This is a genomic window from Bradyrhizobium sp. MI1.11 (assembly GCF_055811255.1).
Window position 1 is genome coordinate 16,298 of the sequence record NZ_JBVVPM010000066.1, and the last position, 25,486, is coordinate 41,783.

Consider the following 25,486-nt stretch of genomic DNA (forward strand, 5'->3'; position numbering starts at 1 on the left):
CCTATTTCATCACCCCCGGCCCCCCCCCGCGCGCCCACACCCCCGGGGGGTAAAAAAACCCCCCCCCAACCCCCCCCCGCGCCGCGCGCCGCCCCCCCCCCCCCGCGCCCCGGGGGGCGGCCCCCCCGCCGCCCGAGCCGCCGAAGCCCGCTGTGCCGGAGCGCAGGCGGCAGTAGGCGTCCCAGATGTCGTCCTGGCGAAAGCCAGGACCCATACCGCGAGGTCCATCGATTGCGGTCGATGGCAGTACCGTACGACTGGTCTTCGCCAAACTCCTCCCTGGGATAATGGGTCCTGGCGTTCGCCAGGACGACACCGAGTGCTTGGTCGAACGCGTCGTTCCTAATGACGCCCAAACCTAATGACGCCCAAAACAAAACGGAGGCCGTGAGGCCTCCGTTTTCATTCGTCATGCGTCTTGGCGACTGACCGCTTATCCCAGCCGGCCCGCTGCGTGAGCAAGCAGCGTGTACACCAGGCCCGTCTCGGAGGTCAGGTGGTTGCGCAGCTCCTGCGGGCCGCGGCCGTCGCGGGCGACTTCGTCGAGCAGGCGTTCGAACTCGGCGACATAGCGGTCGACCGTCGCCTTGAAGTTGCGGTCGGATCGATACTTGCGGGCGACCTCGTCAAAGGCCTTCTGGCCCGCGGGCGTGTAGAGGCGCTTGGTGAAGGCCTTGTTCTCGCCGCGCTGGTAGCGGTCCCACATCTCGGACGCGAGGTTGCGGTCCATCAGCCGGCCGATGTCGAGCGACAAGGATTCCAGCGGATTGCCGCCACCTTGCGGGGCCTGCGGCTGCGGCGCCGGTGCAGCCTGGCGGCCGCGCTGGGGCTCACGTCCGGTGGGCGCACCCTGGTTGGCGTCCGTGCGGCTCAAGAGGTTCGACAGCCAGCCGTCACGGCCCTGGTCGTTGCCGGCCGGTGCAACCGGCGGCGCTTCGGTGCGGCGCGAGGAGGCGGGCATGCCGAGGTCCGGCGGCGGCAGCGTCGAGGCGCTGGCGCTCTCGCGCATGCGCGTCTCGGTGCTGCGCGCGCCGACGGCCGCCAGCATCGGCTCTTCCTGGCGCTGCACGCTGGCGCGGCCCGTCGTGGAGACGTCGAGGCCACGGCCGTGCTGGGCCACGATGCGGTTGAGCTCGGCGAGGGCCTCGATCTGGTCGACGATCACCTTGCGCATCTGCGCAGTGCTCTCGGCGGCCTCCTGCGGCATCTCGAGCACGCCGCGGCGCAGCTCGTTGCGGGTGGCTTCGAGCTCGTTGTGCATCTCGAACGCCATCTGCTTCATGCTGGAGACGAGGTTGGTGAACTTCTCCGTCGACTGCTTGAACATCGCATCCGCCTCGTCGGTGGTCTGGCGGTAGATGTCATGCATGGCCTCGACGGTCTGCCGGTGCTCCTCTTCGGAGGCCGACCGCACCGCTTCGAACTGGCGGGTGATCGCGGCGGAACCGGCGCCGGCGGTCTCCGCGACGACGCGGGCGATGTCGCGGGCACGCTCTTCGGCGGCCGCCAGCGATTCGTCGAGCAGGCCGGTGAAGCGCGACAGGCGCTGGTCGAGATCGGCGGTGCGCAGGTCGATCGTGGTGACGAGCGATTCCAGCGCCTCCTTGCGTTCGGCGAGCGAGGCGGTGGTATTCTTGTTGCTCTGCTCGACGACCTGCGCGGCCTCGACCAGTGCCTTGCCGTGCGCGTCGAACTGGGTCGACAGCTCGCCGAGATCCTGGAGCGCCCGCGTGGTCTTGCTGTTGAAGACGTTGAGCTGGTCTTCCAGGTTCTGCGTCGCAGCGCCGTTGCGCGAGGTGACGTCGTTCATCGCCGAGACGAAGTCGGCGACGCGCGTCACCAGCGCCCGCTCGAGCGAGTTGAGGTTGTCGTGCGCACCGGTCAGCACCTCCTGGAGCAGGATGTTGCCTTCGCGCAGGCGCTCGAACAGGGCGACCGTGTCGGTTCGCAGGATCTTGCTGGTCTCCTGCATCTCGGTGACAGCCGCGATCGAGACCTGGCGCGACTGGTCGATTGCCGCGCGGGAGGCCTGCTCGAGGTCCTTGAGCGACTTGTTGACGGCACCCGTCGCCATCTCGCTCGCCGAGTTGATGGTTCGCGCCACTTCGGAGCCGTTGCCCATCATGGTCTGCGAGAACGCGTGGCCGCGCGTTTCGATCGACTTCAGCGCGTCGGACGTGACGCGGTCGATGTCGAGCGTGAGCTGGCTGGTCTTCGAGCCGATCGCGTCCACGAGCGAGCCGCGCTTGGCGTCGATCATGTTGGCGAGACGGTCGGACTGCTGCTGCACATAGGTGACGATCTCGTCGGTCTTGCCGGTCATGGCCTGGCCGAAGCTGCTGCTGGCGGCGAGCACCGAGCGCTCGACGTCCGCCGAGCTCGATTTCACCCGCGAGCTCGCCTCGTTGGAGGCGTTGATCAACGCGTTCTGGGCGTTGAGCGCGCTGGTCTGGATGTCGTTGGTCGCGTTCGCGGTGGCCGTGCTCAGCGTACGCTCGATCTCGCTCGAGATCGTGCGGATCTGGCTTGCGGCATCCGCCGAGGTCGAGGTCAGCGAGGTCTGCGCCTCACGCGCGCTGTTGAGGATGGTCGAGGCGGTGTCGGCGCCGACCGAGGTCAGCGTGCGCTCGATGTCTATGGTCAGCGACTTGATCTGGCCTGCTGCGTCCGTCGAGGCGGAGATCAGCGTGCCCTGGGCTTCGCGCACGCCGCTGGTGAGCGCCTCGATGGTGGCGCCGCCGGCGGTCGCCAGCGCGCGCTGCATCTCGGCCGCCAGCGAACGAACCTGGCCGGTCTGTTCGGCGGAGACCGCCAGCAGGGTGCTCTGGGCATCGCGGGCGCTGGTCGTGATCGTCTCGGCGGTCGATTGGCCGACCTGCGAGAGCGAGCGATGCACTTCGGCGGCAAGGGACTTGACCTGGCTCGCCGCATCCGAGGACGCGTTGACGAGCGTGCTCTGAGCTTCGCGGGCGCCGGTCATGATGGTCTCTGCCGTCGCGGTTCCCGCCATCGAGAGCGAGCGCTGCACGTCGGAGGACAGCGCCTTGATCTGGTTGGCGGTCTCGCTCGAGGCCGCGATCAGCGCGCTCTGCGCATCGCGGGCGCCGGCGGTGATCGATTCCGCCGTGGTCGTGCCGGCCATCGACAGCGAGCGCTGCACGTCGGCGGTGAGGGTCTTGACGTGGTTGGCCGCGTCCGAGGACGCCGTGACAAGCGTGGTCTGCACCTCGCGGGCACCGGCCAGGATCGAGGCGGCGGTCGCCGAGCCTGCCGACGACAGCGTGCGTTCGACGTCGGCCGCGAGCCCCTTGATCTGGTTGGAGGCATCGCCGGATGCCGCGACCAGCGTCGACTGCGCTTCGCGGGCGCTGGTCAGGATGGAGTTCGCTGCACCGGTGCCGACAGCGGTCAGCGCGCGCTCGACCTCGGCGGAGGTCATCTTGAGCTGGGCGTTGACGTCGGAGGAAACCGTCATCAGCGACTGCTGCGCGGTGCGCGCACCGGTCTGGATGGTCTCGCTGGTGTTGACGACGAGGTTGGTGAGCGAGCGCTCGGCGTCCTCGACGTGCGAGCGGATCGCGGTCGAGATCATCTCGGCGCGGGACATCATGTCCTCGCTGGCCTGGCGTCCGCTGCTCTCGATGCGGCCGGCGACGGCCTCGACGCGTGAGCCGAGCAGGTCCTCGAACTGCGCCACGCGCACGTCGATGTCGCTAGCGACCGAGCCGACCTTGGTCTCGATGGCCTGCTGGATGTCCTGGAAGCGCGCCGTGACCGTGTCGGTCAGGTGCATGCTGCGGCCGTCGATGATCTCGGTGACGCCGGTGATGCGGCGGTCGACCGCCTCGATCGCCTGCGCGGTGCCGTCGGTGAGCGTCGAGGTCAGGAGGGTGAGACGGGTATCGATCGACTGCACCGCCTGCGAGGCGCCGTTCGTCACCGCGGTGGTCAGGTAGGTGAGGCGCGTGTCGATTGATTCGAGCGCCTGCGACGCGCCGCCGGTGAGGGTGGTCGTCAGATGCGTGAGGCGCGTGTCGATCGTCTGGATGGTCTGCGATGCGCCATCCGTCAGCGAGGTCGTGAGGTGGTTGAGACGGTTGTCGATCGTCTCGATCGCCTGCGATGCGCCATCGGTCAGCGACGTCGTGAGATGGGTGAGGCGGGAGTCGATCGACTGGATCGCCTGCGCGGCACCGTCAGTCAGCGACGAGGCGAGCGTGTTGAGCCGTCCGTCGATGGTCTCGGTGACCGACTTCGCACGGGTATCGAACGACTGTTCGAGCGCGGCGACGCGGCCGACGAGCTGCTCGTCGAAGGTCTTGATGTGACCATCGATCGTCGAGTCGAGACCCGAGATCTTGCCGTTCAGCGAGGCGTCGAGGTTGCTGACGCGCTCGCCAACCGTGGTCTCGAACTGCACCAGGCGCTGGTCGAGCACAGCCGTGATCGCGCCGCCGTTGGAGGTGAAGCGGGTGTCGAAATTGTCGACATAGGTCTTCAGCGATTCATGGATGTCCTGGGTGCGCTGGCCCATCCGATCGACGATCTCGCCGCCGAAGGTTTTCACGGTGCGGTCGAACTCGGAGATGTGGCGGGTGATCAGGGCGCCCAGCGTGCCGGAGTCGCGTGCGAACTTCTCGACCAGCTCGGTGCCTTGATTCTTCACCAGCTCGTCGAAGGCGCTCATCTGCAGCGACAGCGAGTCGTGCGCGGTCTCGGTCTGACTGACGACCTTGGCGACCAGCGTGTTGACGGTGGCGTCGAGCGCTTCGCTCGCCTTGTCGCCGGAGGTCATGATGTGGCCGGCGAGGCGGTTGCCGGCGTCGTCGATCTTGGCGGAGAGGTCGTTGGAACGCAGCTCGAGCTCGAGCAGCAGCGAGTCCGACGAATTCTTCAGGCTGTCATGCACCTGCTCGGTTCGCTCGGAGATACCGTCGACGATCGCGGCGGAGCGCTGCTCGAACTCGCCTGTGATGCGGTCGATGCGCTCGTTCAGCATTTCGTGGACGCGGTCGGCGAGGTCGACGAACTCGTCGTGGACATGGCCGGTCTTGAAATTGAGGCTGGTGGTCAGTCGCTCGCTGGCGTCGAGCACGGCGCGCGTGGTCTCGTTGCTGGCCTCCTCGAGGCGGTCGAGCAGGTCGCCGCCGCGCTCGCCGAGGGCGAGGATCATGTTGTCGCCGGCGTTGCTGAGCGCACCGGTGATGTGGGCGCCGCGCTCTTCGAGCGCGCCGGTGATGGACTTGGCGACCTCGTCGACGCGCGAGGCGATCGCGTCCGAAATCAGCGCGATGTCGTGGCGCAAATCGATCTGCACGCCGGAGATGGCGCTGCGGACCTGCTCGGCCTGGCCGACCAGATTGTCACGCTGATGCGCGATGTCCTGGAGCAGGGCGCGGATGCGCACTTCGTTGTCGGAATAGGCGCGTTCGAGAGCTGCGACCTCGTTGGCAACCAGCGTCTCGAGTTCGCCGGCGCGCGCGATGGCGCGCTCGATGCCGTCGCCCATCGCCGCGACCTCGCGGCGGATGGCCTGGCCGACGGTCACCATCGAATCCGAAGCCGAGCCTTCCGGCTCGGAGAAGCGGATCGCAACCTGGGCCATCGCCTGCGCGACCGAGCTCATTTGCTGGCCGCGCCAGACGAGGCTCGCCAGGAAGAAGAACAGCATGATCGGCGCGAAGAACATCGTGACGAGGCCGGCAATGGCCAACACGCCGCCGCTCTGGCCCATCGCCGCCTGGATCGAAGGCAGGAAACCGACCGTCAGCGCGGCGCAGGCCGCCAGCCAGATGACGGTGAAGATGGTCGCGCCGGTGTAGATGTTGCGGGCCGGGCGTCCCGTCTGCAACGTCTGCAAGAGCTGGCCGATGGTCGCACGGTCGTCATTGGCGGCGCGGCGCGAGGAGCGCGGCTCCTCGATCTGGTCGAACATCGCGCGTTCGTTCGCGGCAGGACGCGCGTCGAAGCTCGGTTCGTCGAACATCGGGGGAGCCGGTGGCGCGACCGGAGGCGGCGTTTCGCTGCGCATCGAGGCGTTGCGGCTGGTGTCCGCAGCCGTGTCGCTGATGTTCAGGGCTTCCTGGATTGCAGAAAGCGCATCTTCTGTGGGGTCTTTGACCTTTTTCGGAGTGTTTGCCATGTTCAGTCCGAGCCCTCGTTACTTGTACGCGTCCCCCCGCGAGCTCTGCGCGCTACGCAAGCCCACAGTCCGGATCATGCCGCTTGCGCGGATCTCCGAGCCATCCCCACCCGGACGGCTTGTCCGCCAATTTCTCCAACATCCTATTGGCAGAGCGTCGCGAATGAAATGCCCGCGATTAAGACATTCTTAATCATCGTTAACAGGATCGCGCCGTAAGGCCTTATCAATAAATGCAATTCTCCACTGGACTCGCCGGATTGCGGCAACTTTTCGTCAATAAGCAGGCAGATTTGCGCAAAACGGCCGGAACATTTCGTTAACCATTTCCATGCTTGGGTGGATGGAACTTGACCGCCGGACCGGCGGACATCGCGCGATGCCGGGGCCTGCGCCATGACTCCTGAACTGCAACGGATGGACTGGATGCCCTCGCCCCCGCTTGCACCCATCGACAGCCCGCTCGACCTCGATCATCTCTCCCGCATGACGCTCGGCGATTCCGAGCTGGAACAGGAAGTGCTGGCGATGTTTGCCGAGCAAGCGGTGCGCCTGATCGCGGCGATGGCAGCGCTGCCGGCCGAGGCGGGCGCACTCGCCCACAAGCTCAAGGGATCGGCGCGCGGGATCGGCGCCTTTGCGGTGGCGGATGCCGCCGCCAGCCTGGAGACCGCGATCCAGACCGGCCAGGGCCGGCTTCACGCCTTTGCCGCGCTGAAAGAGGCGGTGACCGAGGCTCGCGCCGCCATCGAGGCGATCCTCAACCCTTAGGCCGACAGGGCCAGAACCGTCCTCTAGTCTTTTGTTTTGACGGGTTTTCTTCCCGCGAAACGGTATTCACGACTTATCAAAACGCTATGGCGCCGGGCTGACCGACCCGTTATAGGACAGCCCGGACCCTCCTTCATTCCCTAGATCGCGGCAGCACGAGCACACATGGCCAAAATTCACTTTGTCGATCACAAGGGCGAAACCCGTACGGTGGACGTCGAGAACGGCGCGACTGTGATGGAAGCCGCCATCCGCAACAGCATTCCCGGCATCGAGGCCGAATGCGGCGGCGCCTGCGCCTGCGCCACCTGCCATGTCTATGTCGACGAAGCGTGGCGTGAGAAGGTCGGCAGCCCGACGCCGATGGAAGAGGACATGCTCGACTTCGGCTTCGACGTGCGCCCGAACTCGCGCCTGTCCTGCCAGATCAAGGTCTCCGACGATCTCGACGGCCTCGTGGTGGCGACGCCGGAACGCCAGGCCTAACGCTGTTAGCTATCCATGTGCTCGGCGGCGCGACCTCAATGCCGCGCTTGTGCCAGGGCCTGAGCTTCTCGAGCACTTCCGCGATCAGTGGCGTTGGCCGGCGCGACGCTTCGTCGATCATCACGGCGACCGATGTCGCCGATGCAATGCACTTCCCTTCCGAAAACACCACCTGCTCGAACGTCACCGACGTTCGTCCAAGCTTCGCGACGCCGAGGCCGAGCTCGATCGTGTTCGGCCAGTGCAACTCGGCGCGGAAATGGATGTCGAGCCGTACCATGATCCAGGCAAGTCCCGGCGGCGTCAGGCCGTATTCCGGAAGCTTCATCAGCGTGACACGGCCGGTCTCGAAATAGGTGGCGTAGACCGCGTTGTTGACGTGCTGGTTAGGGTCGAGATCGCCGAAGCGGACATTGTCGCTGAGGCGAAAAGGGTAGTCCTCCAGGCGCGGCGTCGTATCGAGGCGGCTTGGTGCGTTCACCGATTGATCTCCGTCATATCGTTGCCCGTTACAGCCCAGCTAGCCTGACCCGGCAAGTGGGCGCGGCTGCGGGGCGCTCCCGCTTTTATGCCTTCCCTGATCCATCCCCGTTGGCTAGACAGGCAGGGACACCTCGGCCCACAGGGCGCCGTCCCACCGAACGACCGATAAAGAGACGACATGAGCGACGCGATCAAAACCGATGTGCTGATTATTGGCGCCGGCCCCTGCGGTCTGTTCGCCGCTTTCGAGCTGGGCCTTCTCGACATGAAGACGCATTTCGTCGACATCCTCGACAAGGTCGGCGGCCAGTGCGCAGAACTCTATCCGGAAAAGCCGATCTACGACATTCCCGGCATTCCGCAGGTTTCGGGGCAGGGCCTCACCGACGCGCTGATGGAGCAGATCAAGCCGTTCCATCCGACTTTCCATCTCGGCGAGATGATCGAGACCGTGGAGAAGATCGGCGATCCCCTGTTCCGCTGCACGACGGACGCTGGCAAGGTGTTCGAATGCAAGGTGCTGGTGATCGCTGCCGGCGGCGGCTCGTTCCAGCCCAAGCGTCCACCGGTGCCGGGGATCGAAGCCTATGAAGGAAGTTCGGTGCACTACGCCGTGCGCAAGATGGAGACGTTCCGCGACAAGAACGTGCTGATCGTGGGCGGCGGCGATTCCGCGCTCGACTGGACGCTCAATCTGCATCCGATCGCCAAGCGCATCACGCTCTTGCACCGTCGCGACGATTTTCGCGCCGCCCCCCACAGCGTCGAGCAGATGCGCGCGCTGGTCGCGGCCGGCAAGATGGATCTGCGCCTCGGCCAGGTCACCGCGCTGTCAGGCAACGAGGGCAGGCTGAGCGGCGCCACTGTCAAGGCTAACGACAACAGCGTCAGCGAAATTACCTGCGACACCATGCTGCCGTTCTTCGGGCTGACCATGAAGCTCGGTCCGGTCGCGAACTGGGGCATCGCGCTGGAGAACAATCTGGTGCCGGTCGAGACATCCGCGTTCGAGACCAACGTGCCAGGCATCTTCGCGATCGGCGACATCAACACCTATCCCGGCAAGATCAAGCTGATCCTGTGCGGTTTCCACGAGGGCGCGCTGATGTCGCAAAAAGCCCATCGCTACGTCTATCCGGAGAAGCGGCTCGTGTTCCAGTACACGACCTCGTCCTCCAGCCTGCAAAAGAAGCTCGGCGTCAACTGACGGCGGCGGGCGATGCCCCATGTTTCTGGTGCTGGAACAGTTCGCGAAATCGCCGTAGTCTGCGGCCATTGCAGTTGGCGGCTTAGCAAGGCGATTGGCTCAGCAAGGTGATGATAATGCGGACTCTCTTTTCCAGCTTTCGGCTGTTCTCGATCCTCGCGCTCGCGATGTCGCTCGGTGCGGTGAGCCCGGTTGCGGCGCAAGTGCAGCAGCCGACCGCCGCGGGTCTCTGGCAGAAGGTCGAGGACGGCAAGACGGTGGGATGGTTTCTCTTCATCGACCACGGCGGCATCTTCGAAGGCGTTATCGCAAAAACCTTTCCGCGGCCTGGCGACGACCCGAACGAGATCTGCGCGAAATGCACGGACGATCGCAAGAACGCGCCGGTGCTCGGGCTTTCCTTTATCCGCGACATGAAGCGCGACGGTTTGAAGTATGACGGCGGCAACGTGGTCAATCCGCGCGACGGCAACATCTGGAAGGCCAAGATGACGGTCAGCCCGGATGGGCAGACGCTGACGATGCGCGGTTTCCTCGGCATCTCTCTGTTCGGCAAGGACGAGACTTGGACGCGTCTTCCCGACGCCAATATTGCGCAGGTCGATCCCGCCATCGTCGCGAAATATCTCCCGGCGCAAGCGACCGCCGCGACCAAACCCGCGCCCGTGCCCGCGGCGAAGAAGGGCGGCGCGATGATGGCGCCGGCGCCGAAGCAGTAGGGTCTACGTCGGGGCGCCATGGCGCCCGAACTTCCATAGCTCCACACAGCGCTGTCATTGCCCGCCAAGGCGGGGACTCCGGTACGCCGCAGCCTCTCCGCGTTCTTGCGCGGTGTCACCGTGCGCAATCGCGCATGCGGCCGGCTGAGACAGCGGAGATCTTGGCGCGCGAGTAGCGGTCATACCCCTCGAAAGACGAACGCCTGCCGGACCCGCGCCAGTAGTTCCCCGGAATGCGCGGTGGCGCCGGATTTGCATAGCTATCCGCAAAGCTGCTGGGGGAATGAGTCGCCGTCCCTGACGCCTTCGCCGAGTCGCGGAAGGCGAACGGCAACTATCGCCCCGCGGCGATGACCTCGATCCGCGGAGACGACATGAGACGTGCAATATCGTGTGCCGCCATGCTGCTGGTCCTGACCGTGCTGCTGACCGCCCCGACGATGGCGCGTGACGACGGCCGCTACGCCAACTCGCCGTTAAAGCTCTGGTTCGAGAGCCTGCACAGCGAATACGGCCAATGCTGCTCGGATGCCGACGGCTACGTGGTCGCCGATGTCGACTGGGAATCCGACAAAGGCCGCTATCGCGTGCATCTCGAGGGCGAATGGGTGGTCGTGCCCGACGGCGCCGTCATCACCGAGCCGAATAAGATCGGCCGCACCATGGTGTGGAAGCACTATATCGACGGCCATCCGCGCGTGCGCTGTTTCATGCCGGGCAGCATGACCTAGACTGAAGCGTCATCCCGGGCGACGCGTGGCGTCGAAACGAGACTCTCGCACCAATACATCCGCGCGGCGAGGCAGCGTCCGCGCGCGGCGCTCAGGTCACCGGCGCCGGATTGAACAGCGTCAAATCGTTGTGGATGCCCCAGCGATCCGACCAGGGTTGCGTGCGGCCGCTGGCGACGTCGAGGATCAGGCGGAACAGGTCCCAGCCGGTCTCCTCAATGGTCTTCTCGCCGGTCGCGATGCCGCCGGCATCGAAATCGATCAGGTCCTTCCAGCGTCGCGCGAGCTCGCTGCGGGTCGCGACCTTGATCACGGGCGCAGCCGCAAGGCCGTAAGGCGTGCCGCGGCCGGTGGTGAACACTTGCAGCGTCATGCCGGAGGCGAGCTGGAGCGTGCCGCAGATGAAGTCGGATGCCGGCGTCGCCGCAAACAGCATGCCCTTCTGCGTCGCCTTCTCGCCGGGCGAGAGTACGCCGGTGATTGCGCTTGATCCGGACTTGACGATCGAGCCCAATGATTTCTCGACGATATTCGCCAAGCCGCCCTTCTTGTTGCCCGGCGTGGTGTTGGCGCTGCGGTCCGCGCCGCCGCGGGCGAGATAGGAATCGTACCAGGCCATCTCGCGGACCAGCGCGCGGCCGACGTCCTCGTTGATGGCGCGTCGCGTGAGCAGCTGGATCGCGTCGCGCACTTCGGTGACTTCCGAGAACATCACGGTGGCGCCGGCGCGCACCAGCAGGTCGGCGGCGAAGCCGACCGCAGGGTTCGCGGTGACGCCGGAGAAGGCGTCGCTACCACCGCATTGCAGGCCGATGACGAGATCGGCGGCCGGGCAGGTCTCGCGGGTGCGCTTGTTGAGGATCTTCAGGCGGGCTTCGGCCTGGGTCATGATGGCGTCGACGATGGCGCCAAAACCGTCGAAGGCTTCGTCCTGCATGCGCACGATGGCATTGCTGACGCCTTCCGGCACCAGACGCTCGGGCGCGAGCTTTTCGCATCCCAAGCTGATGACCAGGATCTCGCCGCCGAAATTCGGGTTCTGCGCGATGTTTTGCAGCGTGCGGATCGGAATCACTGCATCAGGCGCGTTGATAGCGACGCCACAGCCATAGGCGTGCGTCAGCGGCACGACGTCGTCGACATTCGGATATTTCGGCAGCAGCTCGGCGCGGATGCGCTTCACCGCGTATTCCATCGTGCCCTTGACGCATTGCACGGAGGAGGAGATGCCGAGGATGTTCTTGGTGCCGACCGAGCCGTCGGAATTGCGAAAGCCTTCGAACGTGAAACCATCGAGCGGCGGCAACGGCGCGGGGACGGCGGTCGAGATTTCCAGCTTGTCGAGGGCAGGGGCCTCCGGCATGCGGATGCGCGCTTCGTCCACCCATTCGCCGGCCAGGATCGGCGCGAGCGCATGGCCGATCACCTCGCCGTAGCGGATGATCGGGGCGTCCTGCGGGATGTCGACCAGCGCCGTCTTGTGCCCCTGCGGCACGAAGGCGCGCAGCGTCAGCCCGCTGGCGAAGCGGGAGCCGGCGGGAAGGCCGAAATCATTGACCACGATCGCGACGTTGTCGCGATCGTTGAGCTTGATGTAGCGGGGCTGCTCTTTCGCTGCGACTGACTGGTCCATCTGCGCTTTGCCTCCGTAGTCGTAGGGTGGGCAAAGGCGCAACGCGCCGTGCCCACCATCTTCACACCGAACGTAAGTGGTGGGCACGCTTCGCTTTGCCCACCCTACGAATCTTCCCCGTGGCTAGCCGGGGAAGGTATAAGCCGTCTTCACCGTGGTGTAGAACTCGCGCGCGTAAGAGCCCTGCTCGCGGGCGCCGTAGCTCGAACCCTTCCGGCCGCCGAACGGCACGTGATAATCGACGCCGGCGGTCGGCAGATTGACCATCACCATGCCGGACTCGCTGTTGCGCTTGTAGTGCGAGGCGTATTTCAGGCTGGTGGTGCAGATGCCGGAGGCAAGGCCGAACTCGGTGTCGTTGGAGATCGCCAGCGCCTCCTCGTAGTTTTTGGCGCGAATGACGGTCGCGACCGGCCCGAAGATTTCTTCGCGCGCGATCCGCATGTTGTTGTTGGCTTCCGTGAACAGCGCCGGCTGCAGGTAGTGACCGGGCGTTTCGCGCTTGAGCAGCTCGCCACCCCAGGCGAGCTTGGCACCCTCGTCCTGGCCGATCTTGATGTAGCGCAGGTCCTGGTCGAGCTGGCTCTGGTCGACCACGGGGCCGATATGCACGCCGGCCTTGAGCGCGTCGTCGACCGTCAGGCCTTTCAGGCGCTCGGTCATCGCCGCAACGAAACGGTCGTGAATACCTTCGGTGACGATCAGGCGCGAGGACGCGGTGCAGCGCTGGCCGGTGGAGAAATAAGCGCCATTGACGGCGACTTCGACCGCGGTCTTGAGATCGGCGTCGTCGAGCACCACCAACGGGTTCTTGCCGCCCATCTCGAGCTGGAATTTCTTCATGTTGCTCGAGGTCACGCAGGCCTGCGCGATCTTGCGGCCCGTCTGCACCGAGCCGGTGAAGGTGATCGCGGCGACGTCGGGATGCTCGATCAGGGTCTGGCCGACCACGGAGCCCGAGCCGACAACGAGGTTGAACACGCCGGCCGGGATGCCGGAACGGGTGATGATCTCGGACAGCGCATGCGCCGAGCCCGGCACCAATTCAGCCGGCTTGAACACCACGGTGTTGCCATAGCAGAGCGCCGGGGCGATCTTCCAGGCGGGGATCGCGATCGGGAAATTCCAGGGCGTGATCATGCCGACGACGCCCATCGGCTCACGGGTGAGCTCGACGTCGATGCCGGGGCGCACCGAGGCGCCCTTTTCGCCGATCATGCGCAGCGCCTCGCCGGCGAAGAATGCGAAGATCTGGCCGGCGCGGGCGACCTCGCCGATGCCTTCGGGGAGGGTCTTGCCTTCCTCGCGCGCGAGCAGGCGGCCGAGCTCTTCCTTGCGGGCGATGATCTCGAGCGAAATCTTGTTCAACGCGTCATAACGCGCCTGCGGTGTCGATTGCGCCCAGGCGGGGAAGGCGGCCTTGGCTGCTGCGATCGCCTTCTCGGTCTGCGTCTTGTCGGCCTTGGCGTATTCGCCGACGAGATCATTGGTGTTGGAGGGATTGATGTTCTTGGTGACGGCGGAGCCATCGACCCATTCGCCGCCGATGAAGTTCTTCAGGATCGCAGTCATAGCTTCCTCCAGAGTTTTTAACGAACCAGGCAGGGACGCTTGTCGTCGAAGGTCCAGCCGGGGATCAAGTCCTGCATGGCAATAGCGTCATCGCGGGCGCCGAGTCCATGCTGCTTGTAAAGGTCATGCGCGGCGTCGATGGCGGCCCTGTCGATTTCGATACCCAGGCCCGGCCTCTCAGGCACGACGATCTTGCCGCCCTTGATCTGGAGCGGCTCCTTCGTCAGGGCCTGGCCGTCCTGCCAGATCCAGTGCGTGTCGATTGCGGTGACCCTGCCGGGGGCGGCGGCGCCGACATGGGTGAACATGGCGAGCGAGATGTCGAAATGGTTGTTGGAGTGCGAACCCCAGGTCAGGCCGTTGTCGCGGCAGGTCTGTGCCACGCGCACCGAGCCCTGCATGGTCCAGAAATGGGGATCGGCGAGCGGAATGTCCACCGCACCGAGGCGCAGCGCATGCGACAATTGCCGCCAATCGGTCGCGATCATGTTGGTCGCGGTCGGCAGGCCCGTTGCGCGGCGGAACTCGGCCATGATCTCACGGCCGGAGAAGCCGCCTTCGGCGCCGCAGGGGTCCTCGGCATAGGCGAGGATGCCGTGCATGTCCTTGCAGAGGCCGACAGCCTCGTCGAGCGACCATGCGCCGTTCGGGTCCAGGGTCACCCGCGCATTCGGAAAGCGCTTGGCGATCGCAGTGACGGCCTCGATCTCCTGCTCGCCGCGCAGCACGCCGCCCTTGAGCTTGAAATCGGCGAAGCCGTAATGGTCGTGGGTGGCTTCCGCGAGCCGCACCACGGTTTCCGGCGTCATCGCCTGCTGATGGCGGAGGTTGAACCATTCGGGCTTGCCGGTCTCGCCGCTGACGTAGTCGAGCTTGCTTTTGCTGATGTCGCCGACGAAGAAGAGATAGCCCAGCGTCTCGACGCTGGTGCGCTGCTGTCCCTCGCCGAGCAGGGCTGCGACCGGCAGGTCGAGATGCTTGCCGAGCAAATCGAGCAACGCCGATTCCACGGCCGTGACGGCATGGATCATGACGCGGAGATCGAAAGTCTGCTTGCCGCGGCCGCCGGCATCGCGATCGGCGAAGGCGGTTCTGATATCGGCGAGGATGTTGTTCATCGCGCCGACGGTCTTGCCGATCACGAGATCACGGGCGTCCTGCAGCGTCTGCCAGATCTTTTGGCCGCCGGGCACCTCGCCGACGCCGGTGTGACCGGCATTGTCAGTGAGGATGACGATGTTGCGGGTGAAGAACGGCGCATGCGCACCGCTCAGATTAAGGAGCATGCTGTCACGGCCTGCGACCGGGATCACCTGCATCGCGGTGACGACCGGTGCGCCAGTGATCTCGGTTTTGGCCATCGCAGGCTCCTCCCTGTGTCGCTTGTTATTCTGCAGCCTGTTGTGACGATCGGATGGCGGGCAGATTCTTCACCAGCGCTGTCACCTCCGCGATCTCCTGCTCGGTGAGATCGGTCAGCGGCGGGCGGACCGGGCCGGAATCGCGGCCGATCACCTTCATGCCGGCCTTGATGATCGAGACCGCATAGCCCTTCTTGCGGTTGCGGATCGCGATCAGCGGCAGGATGAAATCCTTCAGGCCGGCGTGGATCGTCGCATGGTCGCGCTTGCGCACGGCGGCGTAGAAGTTGGTGGCGAATTCCGGAACGAAGTTGAATACCGCCGAAGAGTAGGTCGTCACGCCCATGTCGAGATAGGGCAGTGCGAAGGTCTCTGCGGTCGGCAGGCCGCCGATATAGGTCAGGCGGTCGCCGAGCTTGGTGTAGACGCGGGTCATCAGCTCGATGTCGCCGATGCCGTCCTTGTAGCCGACGAGGTTCGGGCAGCGCTCGGCGAGGCGGGCGAGCGTATCGGGCTGGAGGATGGCGTTGTCGCGGTTGTAGACGATGACGCCGATCTTCACGGAGGCGCAGATCGCTTCCACGTGGGCGGCAAGTCCGTCCTGCTCGGCATGGGTGAGATAGGGCGGCAGCAGCAACAGGCCGTCGGCGCCGGCCTTCTCCGCGCCGATCGCGATCTCGCGCGCGGTGGCGGTGCCGTAGCCGGTGCCGGCGAGCACGGGCACGCGGCCCTTGGTCTCGTCCACGGCGATCTTCACGACCTGCGGAACCTCGGCGGCCGTCAGCGAGAAGAACTCGCCGGTGCCGCCTGCGGCGAACAGGCCTGCTACGTCATAGCCGCACAGCCAGTCCATGTTGGCGCGGTAGGTCGCCTCGTCGAAGGAGTAATCCGCCTTGAACGGCGTGACGGGGAAAGACAGCAGGCCGGATCCGATCTTCTGGGCCATTTCCTGCGGGGTCATCTTGCTCATGGGCGCTGCTCCCTGGTCTCGTGTTGTGGAGGACGCAAAGGCTGCGCGTCCATGCGCCGTGGTTTAGGAGACCGTTCGATGCGGGTCCAAGCCAAACCCTATATCGACCGATGCGAATTCAGCATCAATCTTCCATCACCTCCGCCGAGGACAATTCGCTCGCGATTTTGACGAGCGCCGACAGCAGTGGATTCTCGTCGTCGCGGCGCCAGACCATGAACAGCTCGACCGGAACGCGGGTGCGCAGCTTCAGCGGCCGCAGGCGGACGTCCGCGATCTTCAGGCTCGCCGCCGCCGCCGGCACGATGGCGAGGCCGAGGCCGGCGCGTACCATGGCAAGGATGGAGTGGATCTGGCTGAGATGCTGGACATAGCGCGGCAGAATGTCGGCGCGGGTGAACAGCGCCACCAGCACGTCGTGAAAGTAGCGGCTCTCATAGGGCGAATACATCACGAAGGGCTGGTTGTCGAAATCCTTGATCGTGACGCTCTCGGCATTCGCCAGCGGATGCTTTTTCGGGATCGCGGCGAGCAGGGGTTCGGCGACGACGCGGCGGCTGGCGATTTCCGGGCGCGCGATCGGTGGCCTGAGCAGGCCGGCATCGATCTGGCCCGAGGTCAGCGCCTCGAACTGGTCGCCCGACACCATCTCCTTCAGCGAGAAGTCCACCTCGGGCAGCTTGGCGCGGCAGGCGGCGACGAGCTCGGGGAGGAAGCCATAGGCGGCGGCCGCGGTGAAGCCGATTTTGAGCGAGCCGGACTTGCCGAGCGCGATACGGCGGGCGACCTGCGAGGCGCTTTCCGCAAGCTTCAGGATGCGCCGCGCTTCCGGCAGGAAGCTGCGCCCGGCCGGCGTCAGGCGCACCGAGCGGCTGGTACGCTCCAGCAGCGGCGCATCGATGATGTGCTCCAGCACCTGGATCTGCCGGGACAGCGGCGGCTGGGTCATGTTCAGTCGCGCGGCGGCGCGGCCGAAATGCAGTTCTTCCGCCACCGTGACGAAACAGCGGAGCTGATTGAGGTCGAACATCGATACATGCCTTAGATGGATAAGGCGTTTCCCCGGCGCTTCTAGCATCGATTACTCCCAAAACAAAGACGGCGGCCGTGAAGCCGCCGTTAAGTTGCCTGGTCAAGCTCCCATGGGAGCCCTCAGGAGGAACGTTTGAGCACTACGCGCTCGATCTTGCCGACGACCACGAGATAGGCGAATGCGGCCACCAGCGCATTGGCGCCGACGAATATCAGCGCCCCGTTGAACGAACCGGTCGCGGCCAGGATGTAGCCGATCACGATCGGGGTGCTGATCGAGGAGAGGTTGCCGAAGGTGTTGAACAGGCCGCCCGAGACGCCGCCGGCTTCCTTCGGCGACGTGTCGGAGACGACAGCCCAGCCGAGCGCGCCGATGCCCTTGCCGAAGAAGGCGAGCGCCATGAAGCCGACCACCAGCGCCTGGCCGTCGACATAGTTGCAGGCGATGATCGACATCGACAGCAGCATGCCGCCGACGATCGGGATCTTGCGCGCCATCGTCAACGAGCCGGTCTTGCGCAGGATCGCGTCGGAGATGACGCCGCCAAGCACGCCGCCGATGAAGCCGCACAGCGCCGGCAGCGTCGCGACGAAGCCGGCTTGCAGGATCGACAGGCCGCGCTCCTTGACGAGGTAGACCGGGAACCAGGTCAGGAAGAAGTAGGTCAGCGTGTTGATGCAGTACTGGCCGAGATAGACGCCGAGCATCATACGGTTGGAAAGCAGCTGGCGGATGTGATCCCACCCGGAGCCGGCCTCGGGCGTGCGCTCTTGCTTCAGATCGTCTTTGGGCGCGTCGAGATCGACCAGCGCGCCGCCGTCCTTGATGTAATCGAATTCGGCCTCGTTGATGCCGGGGTGCTCTTTCGGCCCGTAGACTGTCTTGATCCAGACCAGGCCCATGATGATGCCGAGCGCGCCCATCACGAAGAACACGTAGCGCCAGCCGTAATCGTGCGCGATCCAGCCCATCAGCGGTGCGAAGATAACGGTGGCGAAATACTGCCCGGAATTGAAGAAGGCCGACGCGGTGCCGCGCTCATTGCCGGGAAACCAGGCCGCAACGATGCGGGCGTTGGCGGGGAAAGACGGCGCTTCGGCGATGCCGACGAGGAAGCGCAGGCCGAACAGCACGGTGATCGCGGTGCCGGCGCTGAAGAAGCCGACCCAGCCCTGCAGCGTCGTGAACAGCGACCAGACGATGATGCTGAAGGCATAGACGAGGCGGGAGCCGTAGCGGTCGAGCAGCCAGCCACCCGGCACCTGCGCGATCACATAGGACCATCCGAACGCCGAGAAGATGTAGCCCATCGCGACGGGATCGAGATGCAGCTCCTTGGAAAGCGCGGGGCCCGCGATCGACAGCGTGGCGCGGTCGGCATAATTGACGGTCGTGACCAGGAACAACATGGTCACGATGAACAGCCTAACGCGAGACCTTCTCACGTCCGCTGCGGACATCACTGCGCTCATTGCGCGCCTCCTTAGAACTCGAAACGTTTCCCCACTGCGACTCCTAGAGGTGCGCGCGGCAAAGTGTCCAAGTTCAAGGCAGTATCGATCGATGCCGTTTTTGGATGGATGGAACGGCAGGGGGGAGGAACGATTGAGGTGATGGCGAACGCGCTCACCACGTACTCAACTGTCATTTCCCGCGAAAGCGGGGAATCCAGTACGCCGCGGCATCTCGATTCAATCACGTCTGTCACGGCGCACTGGATCGCCGGGTCAAGCCGGGCGATGACACCGAGAGTGGAGTGAGCGCTCGCCTTTGCTACTACTGCCGCGCGCCTGGCAGCAGCGGCGCGAGCAGCCCGCGTGTCACGCCCGGCGGTGCCGCATCGAGTCCCAGCACGGCGCTTGCGGCCGGCAGCGCCGCGTCCGCCATCGCGGCGTGCCCTTCGGCGCTCGGATGCACGGCGCCGCCATAGACGGCGGAGAGCACGCCCCAGGTCGCGTCATGGATGTCGGTCGGCTGGCTTGCTGCCGGCAAGCCTTGCGGATAGGTCATCGCCGCGAAATAGCTGTCATTGGCGTCGCGGATCCAGCGCGCGCGCGGCAAATAGGCGCGGAATTCGGAGGCGCCGCGGCCGCACAGCATCGGCTGGCTCGCTGCGCTCACGATGTCAGGATTGAAGCTCTGGCCGTTCTCGGCAAAGCAGGTGCGGTCGAATTCGGGATCGTTGCCCGAATGCGCGCAGAAGCCATGATCGGCGAACGCTGCCTGATGTGAATCCGCGAAGGTCATGCGGTCGGCCTCGGGATCGCGGCACAGCGCGCCGCGGGTGCAGGTGGCGAGCCCCTTCAGTTGCGGCAGGAATTCGGTGTCGACGAAGGTCGAGACGCGGGCGAGGCGCTGCGGGTCGGCGTTGAAGGACGGATGAATGTCGAAGCCGGCGCGGCCGCCGCGGCAGGGCACCCCACCATCGGCGAGCGCCGGGTTGGCGTAGGAGACGTAGACCACGTGCGAGAGGTCGCCGCCGACCAGCGGCTTGAGCGCCTCGCGCAGCTTGACGAAATTCTGCGGCAGCTCGCGCGCCAGCGCATCGCGGGAATCATCGACGCTCGCCATCACCCCGGAGCGCCGGAATATCGCGCGCTCGGTTGCGGTCTCGACGATCACGTCGGCGACGAGGCCGGAGAAATAGACGTCGTTGGCGCCGACCGAGAGCAGCACGAGGTCGAGCGTGCGCTCGGGTTGGCGTTTCCGGGCCGCGGTCAGCGCCTCGCGCAGCTCGGCGACCTGCGCGTTCACGCTGATGTTGCAGACGCCGGTCTTGCCGGGCGGGCATTCGCGGGCGCGCTGCGAGCCGAGCAGCCCGTCGCTGATGCTGGCGCCGGTGCAGGCGAGCGGCAGAAAGGTCACGGCGACGTGGGTGTAGCGTACGGCGAGCGCCAGCGCGGTGCGGGCCTGGTAGCTGTAGAGCGATCGGTGGCAGGGCGAGTTGAACCAGAGCGCGCTGTAGCGCTGCCAGTTAGCAAGCGTATCGGGCGCTTCGCAGGCGCGGCCGCCCTTGAAGCCGGCGCGGCTCGGCCGATAATACTGCGCGCCGGCGGTGCCGAGATAGGAGCGGAAGCAAAAACCTTCGTCCGACAGCGCCAGCGGCCGGTCCGGATTGCCTTCGCCCGAGGCGATGCTGTCTCCGAGGCCAGCGACGAAGATGTCGCGGACCTGGATCTCGGTCTGGACCCGCTGGGTCGGATCGGAGCCGGAGGAGACATCGACGCTCGCGACCGTCTGCTTGCCGTAACGGACCCGCAGATTGACCGGCTCGGCGCAGTCGAAGGTGGATTGTTGCGGCCCGTCGCCGTCGTCGAACGACCAGGCGCAAGTCGCGCCGACCGGCACCGCGCCGGCGAGGCGCACAGTGACGGGATGGTCGAGGGGAGTGAGGTAGTTTTCCTTCGTGTTGTCGCGGGTGCAGGGCTGGTTGACCCGGCCCTGGAGGTCGATGCAGAGCCGGTTGACCATGTTGCGGGCCCAGCCGCGGCCCTCGCTCTGGAGCTCCAGCGATTGCTCTGCGGCGAGGATGCTGCGGTTACGCGCGTTCTCGACATGGAGCAGGAAGTCGCGCTCCTCGCGGAACAGCCGGAAGCGGTTGCGCACCTCCCAGCTGATCTGCATGGCGCCGGCGTCCTGCGCGGCCGCCCGCTCCGGCGGCAAGGCGGTGAGGAGCTCGGCGAGCAGCAGGGCACCGGCGAGGAAACGGCGAAGGAATACAGGGATCATGGCCCGCGTTTTCAACGGCAAAGTTGAGGCGGAAATAAGAGAGCTGCTCTCCGCCTGCAACATTGGTCTGAAGGTTTTACCGGCCGCCGTCTAGCGGACTATCGACGGAGCATGATCTTTTCGGAGAGCCGCTTCGCACTTTTCCGGATCATGCTCAGCGTTTGCTGGCCTGCCGCAGCGACCGCTCGCGCTCCATCGCTGCCACCTGCTTGGGCAGGTTGGCCTGCGCGCAGGCCTCCGCCAGCCGTCGACGCTCCTGCCAGGGCTCCACCACATTCATCCAGAGCTCGCGTGTGCCCATGATGGAGATGGCAAGACCGAACGGGATCACGAAATAGAGGATGCGGAAGACGAGGAGCGTGGCCAGAAGCTGCTCGCGGCCAAATTCGGGCAGCGCCACCAGCATGGCGGCGTCGAACACGCCGAGCGAGCCGGGGGCGTGGCTGGCGAAGCCGAGCAATGTCGCCAGAATGAACACCACGGAGAGCGACAGGAAGTCGATCTGCGGAGTGGCCGGCACCAGAAGGTACATCGCCAGCGCGCAGAATCCGAGATCGACGACGCCGATCAGGATCTGCACCAGCGTCAGCGGCGCTGACGGCAGCACCACCTTCCAGCCCTTCTGGCCGAGCTCGCGGCGCTTCTCGCCCATGCACAGCCAGACCAGATAGGCGCCGATCGAGGCGAGGCCGCCGATCGCAATCAGCCGGTTGATCGACGACGGCAGCTGATCCATGTAGGAGGCGGCATCCGGATGGATGGTCATGCCGATCGAGAGCACGAAGATGTTACCGAGCCAGAAGGTCAGGCCCGACAGGAAGCAGATTTTGGCGACGTCGATCGCATTCAGCCCGTAATCCGAATAGATCCGGAAGCGGATCGCGCCGCCGGTGAAGACTGTGGCGCCGATATTGTGGCCGATCGAATAGGACGTGAAGCTGGAGAGCGCTGCGATGCGATAGGGCACGTGCTTCTTGCCGATCGTTCGCAGTGCAAAAAAGTCGTAGAAGGTCAGCGTACAGAACGCGAAGCATACGCAAATCGCCGCCAGCCCGATGTTTTCGCGGGGGATCTCGGTCAACGCGGTCAGGATGACCCCGGTGTCGATGCCCTTGAGGGTGCGCACCAGCGTGGTGATCGCGAACGCGATGATAAAGACGCTCGCCGCAACGCCGAGTCGCCGCCAGCCGATCCATCTCTTGAAGCCGCGCTTCAGCGCGGTCAGCAGTCCGTGCATTCATCCTCCCGGCGGGGGGCAAGACCGACCAGGCCAGACATTGGCCGGTCGGATGCGATCAGTGCCCGATGTGGGCTTGGATCGCTAGACATGATGTAGCTCATTTAAGGCAAAAACAGTGACTTGTGCAGCCCTTGACAAGGATAGGTTCTGTCTTGGACCAGCCACTTTGTCATACGCGGTTCACATCGGACGCGCGTTAAGCATATGAGTCGTAGGACCGGTCGCGTCCGTCCGTGACATGATTTCAGATCCTGCACGGCCGGCATTGTTCCAGCGCAAGGGATGCGGGCTTTTTTGGAACGACGATGCCGTGCGCTGGTTAGTGCCGCATCAGCAATCGAACATGGCGGAATAACCGGCTTCTCCTGAAAGCCGGTGCCTCCGTGTTCCCACAACCCGAGAGGATCGGACCGATGGGATTGTTCACAAAAGACATCAAAACCATGAACGACCTGTTCGTGCATCAGCTCCAGGACATCTATTACGCCGAGCAGCAGCTCACCAAGGCACTGCCGAAAATGGCGGATAAGGCGACCGATCCGCAGCTGAAGCAGGGCTTTTTGACGCACCTCGAAGAAACCAGGGAGCACGTCAAGCGGCTCGAGGAAGTGTTCAAGATGCACGGTGCGCAGGTGAAGGCGGTCGATTGCCCCGCGATCGACGGCATCATCGAGGAAGCCGACGAGACGGCCGGCGAAGTCGCCGACAAGGCGGTGCTCGACGCCGCGCTGATCAATGCGGCACAGGCGGCGGAGCATTACGAGATCGTCCGCTACGGCAGCCTGATCGCCTGGGCCAAGCAGCTCGGCCGCAACGACTGCGCCAGCATGCTCGCCAAGACGCTCGAGGAGGAGAAGGCCACCGACAAGAAGCTGACCACGATCGCCGAGAGCAAGGTGAATCTGCGCGCTGCAAGCTGAGGCCAGGCTTAGCCAGGAGAGAGCGTAGCGCGGTCATCCGCGCGACGCTCGCACGTTATGCATCCCATGCATCATTCGATCGTTGTCGTAACATGACGGCGAGCGGGAAGTGTATCGTTCGCATGGGGCTGCAACCGAGATGGCAGCATGCGAGTAAGCACCGCCAGATACGAAGAAGCCTTCGAAGCCGGCGCGCCGCATTCCGGCTCCCGCCTTGCGACGTCCCTCACCCTTGCCGCGATGAGCCTTGGTTATGGCGTGGTGCAGCTTGACGTCACCATCGTCAACACCGCGCTCGATGCGATGGGCAGGACGCTCGGAGGCGGCGTCGCCGAGCTGCAATGGGTGGTCAGCGCCTACACCATTGCGTTTGCCGCGTTCATCCTGACGGCCGGCGCGCTCGGTGACCGGATCGGCGCCAAGCGCGTCTTCATGGCGGGGTTTGCCATCTTCACCGCGGCCTCGCTCGCCTGCGCATTGTCGCCCAATGCGGCTGCCCTGATCGCAGCGCGGCTGGTCCAGGGCCTGGCGGCGGCGATCCTGGTGCCGAATTCTCTTGCCCTGCTCAATCATGCCTATCCGGACGACCGCGAGCGCGGCCGCGCCGTCGCGATCTGGGCGGCCGGTGCGAGCCTCGCGCTCACCGCGGGCCCCTTCGTCGGCGGCGCGCTGATCACGCTGGTCGGCTGGCGCGCGATCTTTCTCGTTAACCTTCCGATCGGCCTCATCGGCCTTTGGCTGAGCTGGCGCTATGCGACCGAGACCACGCGCGCGGCCTCACGCGAGATCGATCTGCCCGGCCAGCTCGCGGCGATTGGTGCGCTGGGGGCGCTCGCCGGCGCGATCATCGAGGGGGGCGCACTTGGCTGGCAGCATCCGGCTGTGCTCGCGGCGTTCGCTTCGGCCGTTCTCCTGGCGGTGCTGTTCGTCTGGCGCGAGAGCCGCGCGACGCAGCCGATGCTGCCCCTGTCCCTGTTCGATCACCGGCTGTTCAGCCTGACCGCGCTCGTCGGCCTGCTCGTGAACGTCGCGATCTACGGGCTGATCTTCGTGCTCAGCTTGTATTTCCAGAGGATCAACGGGCTGACGGCGTGGTGGACCGGTCTCGCCTTCGTGCCGATGATGGCGGTGGTGCTTCCAGTCAATCTGCTGGCGCCTCGTCTCGCCGAGCGTATCGGGGCGTGCCCGACCATCGTCGTCGGCGCCTGCGTCTCGGCGCTCGGTTGCGTCGGCCTGCTCTGGATCGAAGCCGGCACGAGCTATTGGGCGATTTTTGCACAGATGATCGCGATCAGCAGCGGACTTGGGCTGCTGGTGCCGCCGCTGACCTCGACCTTGTTGGGCAGCGTCGAGAAGGCGCGCTCCGGCATCGCGGCGGGCGTCCTGAACGCGACGCGGCAGACAGGCAGCGTGCTCGGCGTTGCGCTATTCGGTTCGCTAGTGGCCTCGGAAGGCGCGTTCATGACCGGCCTGCACGCATCGCTGGCGGTCTCGGCCACCGTCCTCGTGCTCGCTGCCGCCGTGATCGGGATCGGCGCGCGTTCGCGCGGGTGAACTGTGTGGAGGAATCAGCCGCGGCGCAGTGCGAAATGCGCGCCGCAGAACGCCATCGCGGCACCGAGGCCCAGCGCGGCAATCCCGGCCAGCACGCCCGAGACCGTCGGGACCGGGCTCGGCGCCGAGGCCACCTGGCCCGCACCCGCAAGCAGCAGCACGCCGACCGCGATCAGGAATTGCCGCATCCGTTGCGGGATCTGGCCCGAGACGGCGCTCTGCATCAATGTCGCCGTGAAATAACCGCCGGAGAAGCCGACGGAGGCGATCAGCCACCAGGCGATCGCCGCGCCCGCCGGTATGAACTCGTGCGTGTCCGAGTGCCAGAGGCCGCCGAGGTCGAGCCCGTAGCGGGCGCCCAGCATGTGCACGGCGAGCGCGAGCAGCACGCCGGAGATCACGGCGGCGCCGAGAATCAGGCGGCGCGGAAAAAAAATCGTCTCAGCCATGTCCCGCTTGTAGGATGGGGCAGGGCGCCCACGCAAGCGGATCGCAGATGGGATCGCCCGGATTGGATTGTTTGTGAAGATGCAGGATTCGGGAGCCGAGGCGGCTGCGGGCGCGAGCTACGCCTACAAGGCGTCGCTGATCGGCTCGGCGCATCGCTTCGAGCTGACGGAGGAGGGGCTGTCCTGGCACATTGGCGGCCGTTCGGGCCTGTGGCGTTATGACGAGATCAGTGCAATCCGGTTGTCGTTCCGCCCCGTCTCGATGCAGCAGCACCGCTTTCGCGCCGATGTCAGCCATGCCAGTGGCGGCCGCATCAGGATTCTGTCGACGAGTTGGCAGACGGGGGGGGGGGGGGGGGCGGGGGGAAATTTTTTTTTGGGGGGGGGGGGGGGGGGGGGGGGGGCCGGCGGGGGGGGGGGGGGGGGGGTGGGGGGGGGGGGGGGGGGGGGGGGGGGGGGGGGGGGGGGGGGGGGGGGGGGGGGGGG

The 25,486-nt window shown here is 65.6% G+C and carries 18 protein-coding genes and 2 pseudogenes; 8 read left to right on the forward strand and 12 right to left on the reverse strand.

The genetic code is table 11. The features are described from left to right. Positions 1 to 433: 433 nt before the first annotated feature. Together AC0L30_RS37035 and AC0L30_RS37040 are read right to left on the reverse strand one after the other, a co-directional pair. Entirely contained in the window at positions 434 to 6,142 is a 5,709-nt protein-coding gene (locus AC0L30_RS37035; RefSeq protein WP_473406359.1) for an apolipoprotein A-IV repeat region-like domain-containing protein, read from the reverse strand. A gap of 143 nt (positions 6,143 to 6,285) precedes the next feature. Next, on the reverse strand, positions 6,286 to 6,540 hold the full coding sequence (locus AC0L30_RS37040; protein ID WP_157158676.1) for a hypothetical protein: 255 nt from the start codon (positions 6,538 to 6,540) through the stop codon (positions 6,286 to 6,288). On the opposite strand from AC0L30_RS37040, the gene AC0L30_RS37045 reads away from it, so the two are divergent. Together AC0L30_RS37045 and AC0L30_RS37050 are read left to right on the forward strand one after the other, a co-directional pair. Next, complete coding sequence (locus tag AC0L30_RS37045; RefSeq protein ID WP_088941210.1) at positions 6,539 to 6,913, forward strand: Hpt domain-containing protein; 375 nt, start codon at positions 6,539 to 6,541, stop codon at positions 6,911 to 6,913. The genes AC0L30_RS37040 and AC0L30_RS37045 overlap by 2 nt on opposite strands. 165 nt (positions 6,914 to 7,078) lie before the next feature. Next, positions 7,079 to 7,399, forward strand: coding sequence for a 2Fe-2S iron-sulfur cluster-binding protein (locus AC0L30_RS37050; protein WP_007602043.1), 321 nt, complete (start codon positions 7,079 to 7,081; stop codon positions 7,397 to 7,399). Positions 7,400 to 7,415: 16 nt separating this feature from the next. Here AC0L30_RS37050 and AC0L30_RS37055 read toward each other — a convergent pair. Beyond that, a pseudogene (locus AC0L30_RS37055) lies at positions 7,416 to 7,880 on the reverse strand (acyl-CoA thioesterase); the annotation flags it as partial. Positions 7,881 to 8,060: 180 nt separating this feature from the next. Between AC0L30_RS37055 and AC0L30_RS37060 the strand changes: the two are divergent. The 3 genes from AC0L30_RS37060 to AC0L30_RS37070 all read left to right on the forward strand — a co-directional run bounded on the left by AC0L30_RS37060 (position 8,061) and on the right by AC0L30_RS37070 (position 10,539). Then, positions 8,061 to 9,089 (forward strand): NAD(P)/FAD-dependent oxidoreductase, encoded by a 1,029-nt coding sequence (locus AC0L30_RS37060; RefSeq protein WP_007602049.1) that lies wholly within the window; start codon positions 8,061 to 8,063, stop codon positions 9,087 to 9,089. Between the two features lie 116 nt (positions 9,090 to 9,205). Beyond that, entirely contained in the window at positions 9,206 to 9,808 is a 603-nt protein-coding gene (locus tag AC0L30_RS37065) for a DUF2147 domain-containing protein (RefSeq protein WP_007602051.1), read from the forward strand. 374 nt (positions 9,809 to 10,182) lie between these two features. After that, the gene (locus AC0L30_RS37070) at positions 10,183 to 10,539 is read left to right on the forward strand and encodes a hypothetical protein (RefSeq protein WP_007602052.1); all 357 of its coding nucleotides are present in this window, start codon (positions 10,183 to 10,185) and stop codon (positions 10,537 to 10,539) included. Positions 10,540 to 10,630: 91 nt separating this feature from the next. Here the strand turns inward: AC0L30_RS37070 and garD are convergent, their stop codons facing one another. From garD to AC0L30_RS37110, 8 genes are all read right to left on the reverse strand, one after another. Then, positions 10,631 to 12,172, reverse strand: a complete 1,542-nt coding sequence (gene garD, locus AC0L30_RS37075) for a galactarate dehydratase (protein ID WP_007602053.1) — start codon at positions 12,170 to 12,172, stop codon at positions 10,631 to 10,633. A 123-nt stretch (positions 12,173 to 12,295) separates the two neighbouring features. Further along, the gene (locus AC0L30_RS37080) at positions 12,296 to 13,744 is read right to left on the reverse strand and encodes an aldehyde dehydrogenase family protein (RefSeq protein ID WP_007602054.1); all 1,449 of its coding nucleotides are present in this window, start codon (positions 13,742 to 13,744) and stop codon (positions 12,296 to 12,298) included. Positions 13,745 to 13,761: 17 nt separating this feature from the next. Next, on the reverse strand, positions 13,762 to 15,105 hold the full coding sequence (gene gudD / locus AC0L30_RS37085) for a glucarate dehydratase (RefSeq protein ID WP_007602055.1): 1,344 nt from the start codon (positions 15,103 to 15,105) through the stop codon (positions 13,762 to 13,764). 25 nt (positions 15,106 to 15,130) lie between these two features. Continuing rightward, positions 15,131 to 16,075, reverse strand: coding sequence for a 5-dehydro-4-deoxyglucarate dehydratase (gene kdgD / locus AC0L30_RS37090; protein WP_007602056.1), 945 nt, complete (start codon positions 16,073 to 16,075; stop codon positions 15,131 to 15,133). A 124-nt stretch (positions 16,076 to 16,199) separates the two neighbouring features. Beyond that, a complete protein-coding gene (locus tag AC0L30_RS37095; RefSeq protein ID WP_007602059.1) occupies positions 16,200 to 17,105 on the reverse strand; it encodes a LysR family transcriptional regulator in 906 nt (301 codons plus the stop codon). A gap of 122 nt (positions 17,106 to 17,227) precedes the next feature. Next, positions 17,228 to 18,580 (reverse strand): MFS transporter, encoded by a 1,353-nt coding sequence (locus AC0L30_RS37100; protein ID WP_007602061.1) that lies wholly within the window; start codon positions 18,578 to 18,580, stop codon positions 17,228 to 17,230. A gap of 304 nt (positions 18,581 to 18,884) precedes the next feature. Beyond that, positions 18,885 to 20,837 (reverse strand): SGNH/GDSL hydrolase family protein, encoded by a 1,953-nt coding sequence (locus AC0L30_RS37105; RefSeq protein ID WP_473406360.1) that lies wholly within the window; start codon positions 20,835 to 20,837, stop codon positions 18,885 to 18,887. 154 nt (positions 20,838 to 20,991) lie between these two features. Beyond that, on the reverse strand, positions 20,992 to 22,074 hold the full coding sequence (locus AC0L30_RS37110) for a lysylphosphatidylglycerol synthase transmembrane domain-containing protein (protein WP_007602064.1): 1,083 nt from the start codon (positions 22,072 to 22,074) through the stop codon (positions 20,992 to 20,994). 416 nt (positions 22,075 to 22,490) lie between these two features. Here AC0L30_RS37110 and AC0L30_RS37115 point away from each other — a divergent pair, with 416 nt between their 5' ends. Together AC0L30_RS37115 and AC0L30_RS37120 are read left to right on the forward strand one after the other, a co-directional pair. Continuing rightward, positions 22,491 to 22,997: a YciE/YciF ferroxidase family protein gene (locus AC0L30_RS37115; RefSeq protein ID WP_007602065.1), complete on the forward strand. Its 507-nt coding sequence runs from the start codon at positions 22,491 to 22,493 to the stop codon at positions 22,995 to 22,997. Positions 22,998 to 23,144: 147 nt separating this feature from the next. Beyond that, entirely contained in the window at positions 23,145 to 24,551 is a 1,407-nt protein-coding gene (locus AC0L30_RS37120) for an MFS transporter (protein ID WP_473406361.1), read from the forward strand. A 14-nt stretch (positions 24,552 to 24,565) separates the two neighbouring features. Here AC0L30_RS37120 and AC0L30_RS37125 read toward each other — a convergent pair whose 3' ends face one another. After that, a complete protein-coding gene (locus tag AC0L30_RS37125) occupies positions 24,566 to 25,000 on the reverse strand; it encodes a hypothetical protein (RefSeq protein ID WP_007602071.1) in 435 nt (144 codons plus the stop codon). Positions 25,001 to 25,079: 79 nt separating this feature from the next. On the opposite strand from AC0L30_RS37125, the pseudogene AC0L30_RS37130 reads away from it, so the two are divergent. Continuing rightward, positions 25,080 to 25,343, forward strand: a pseudogene (locus tag AC0L30_RS37130) (hypothetical protein); the annotation flags it as partial. Positions 25,344 to 25,486 lie beyond the last annotated feature (143 nt).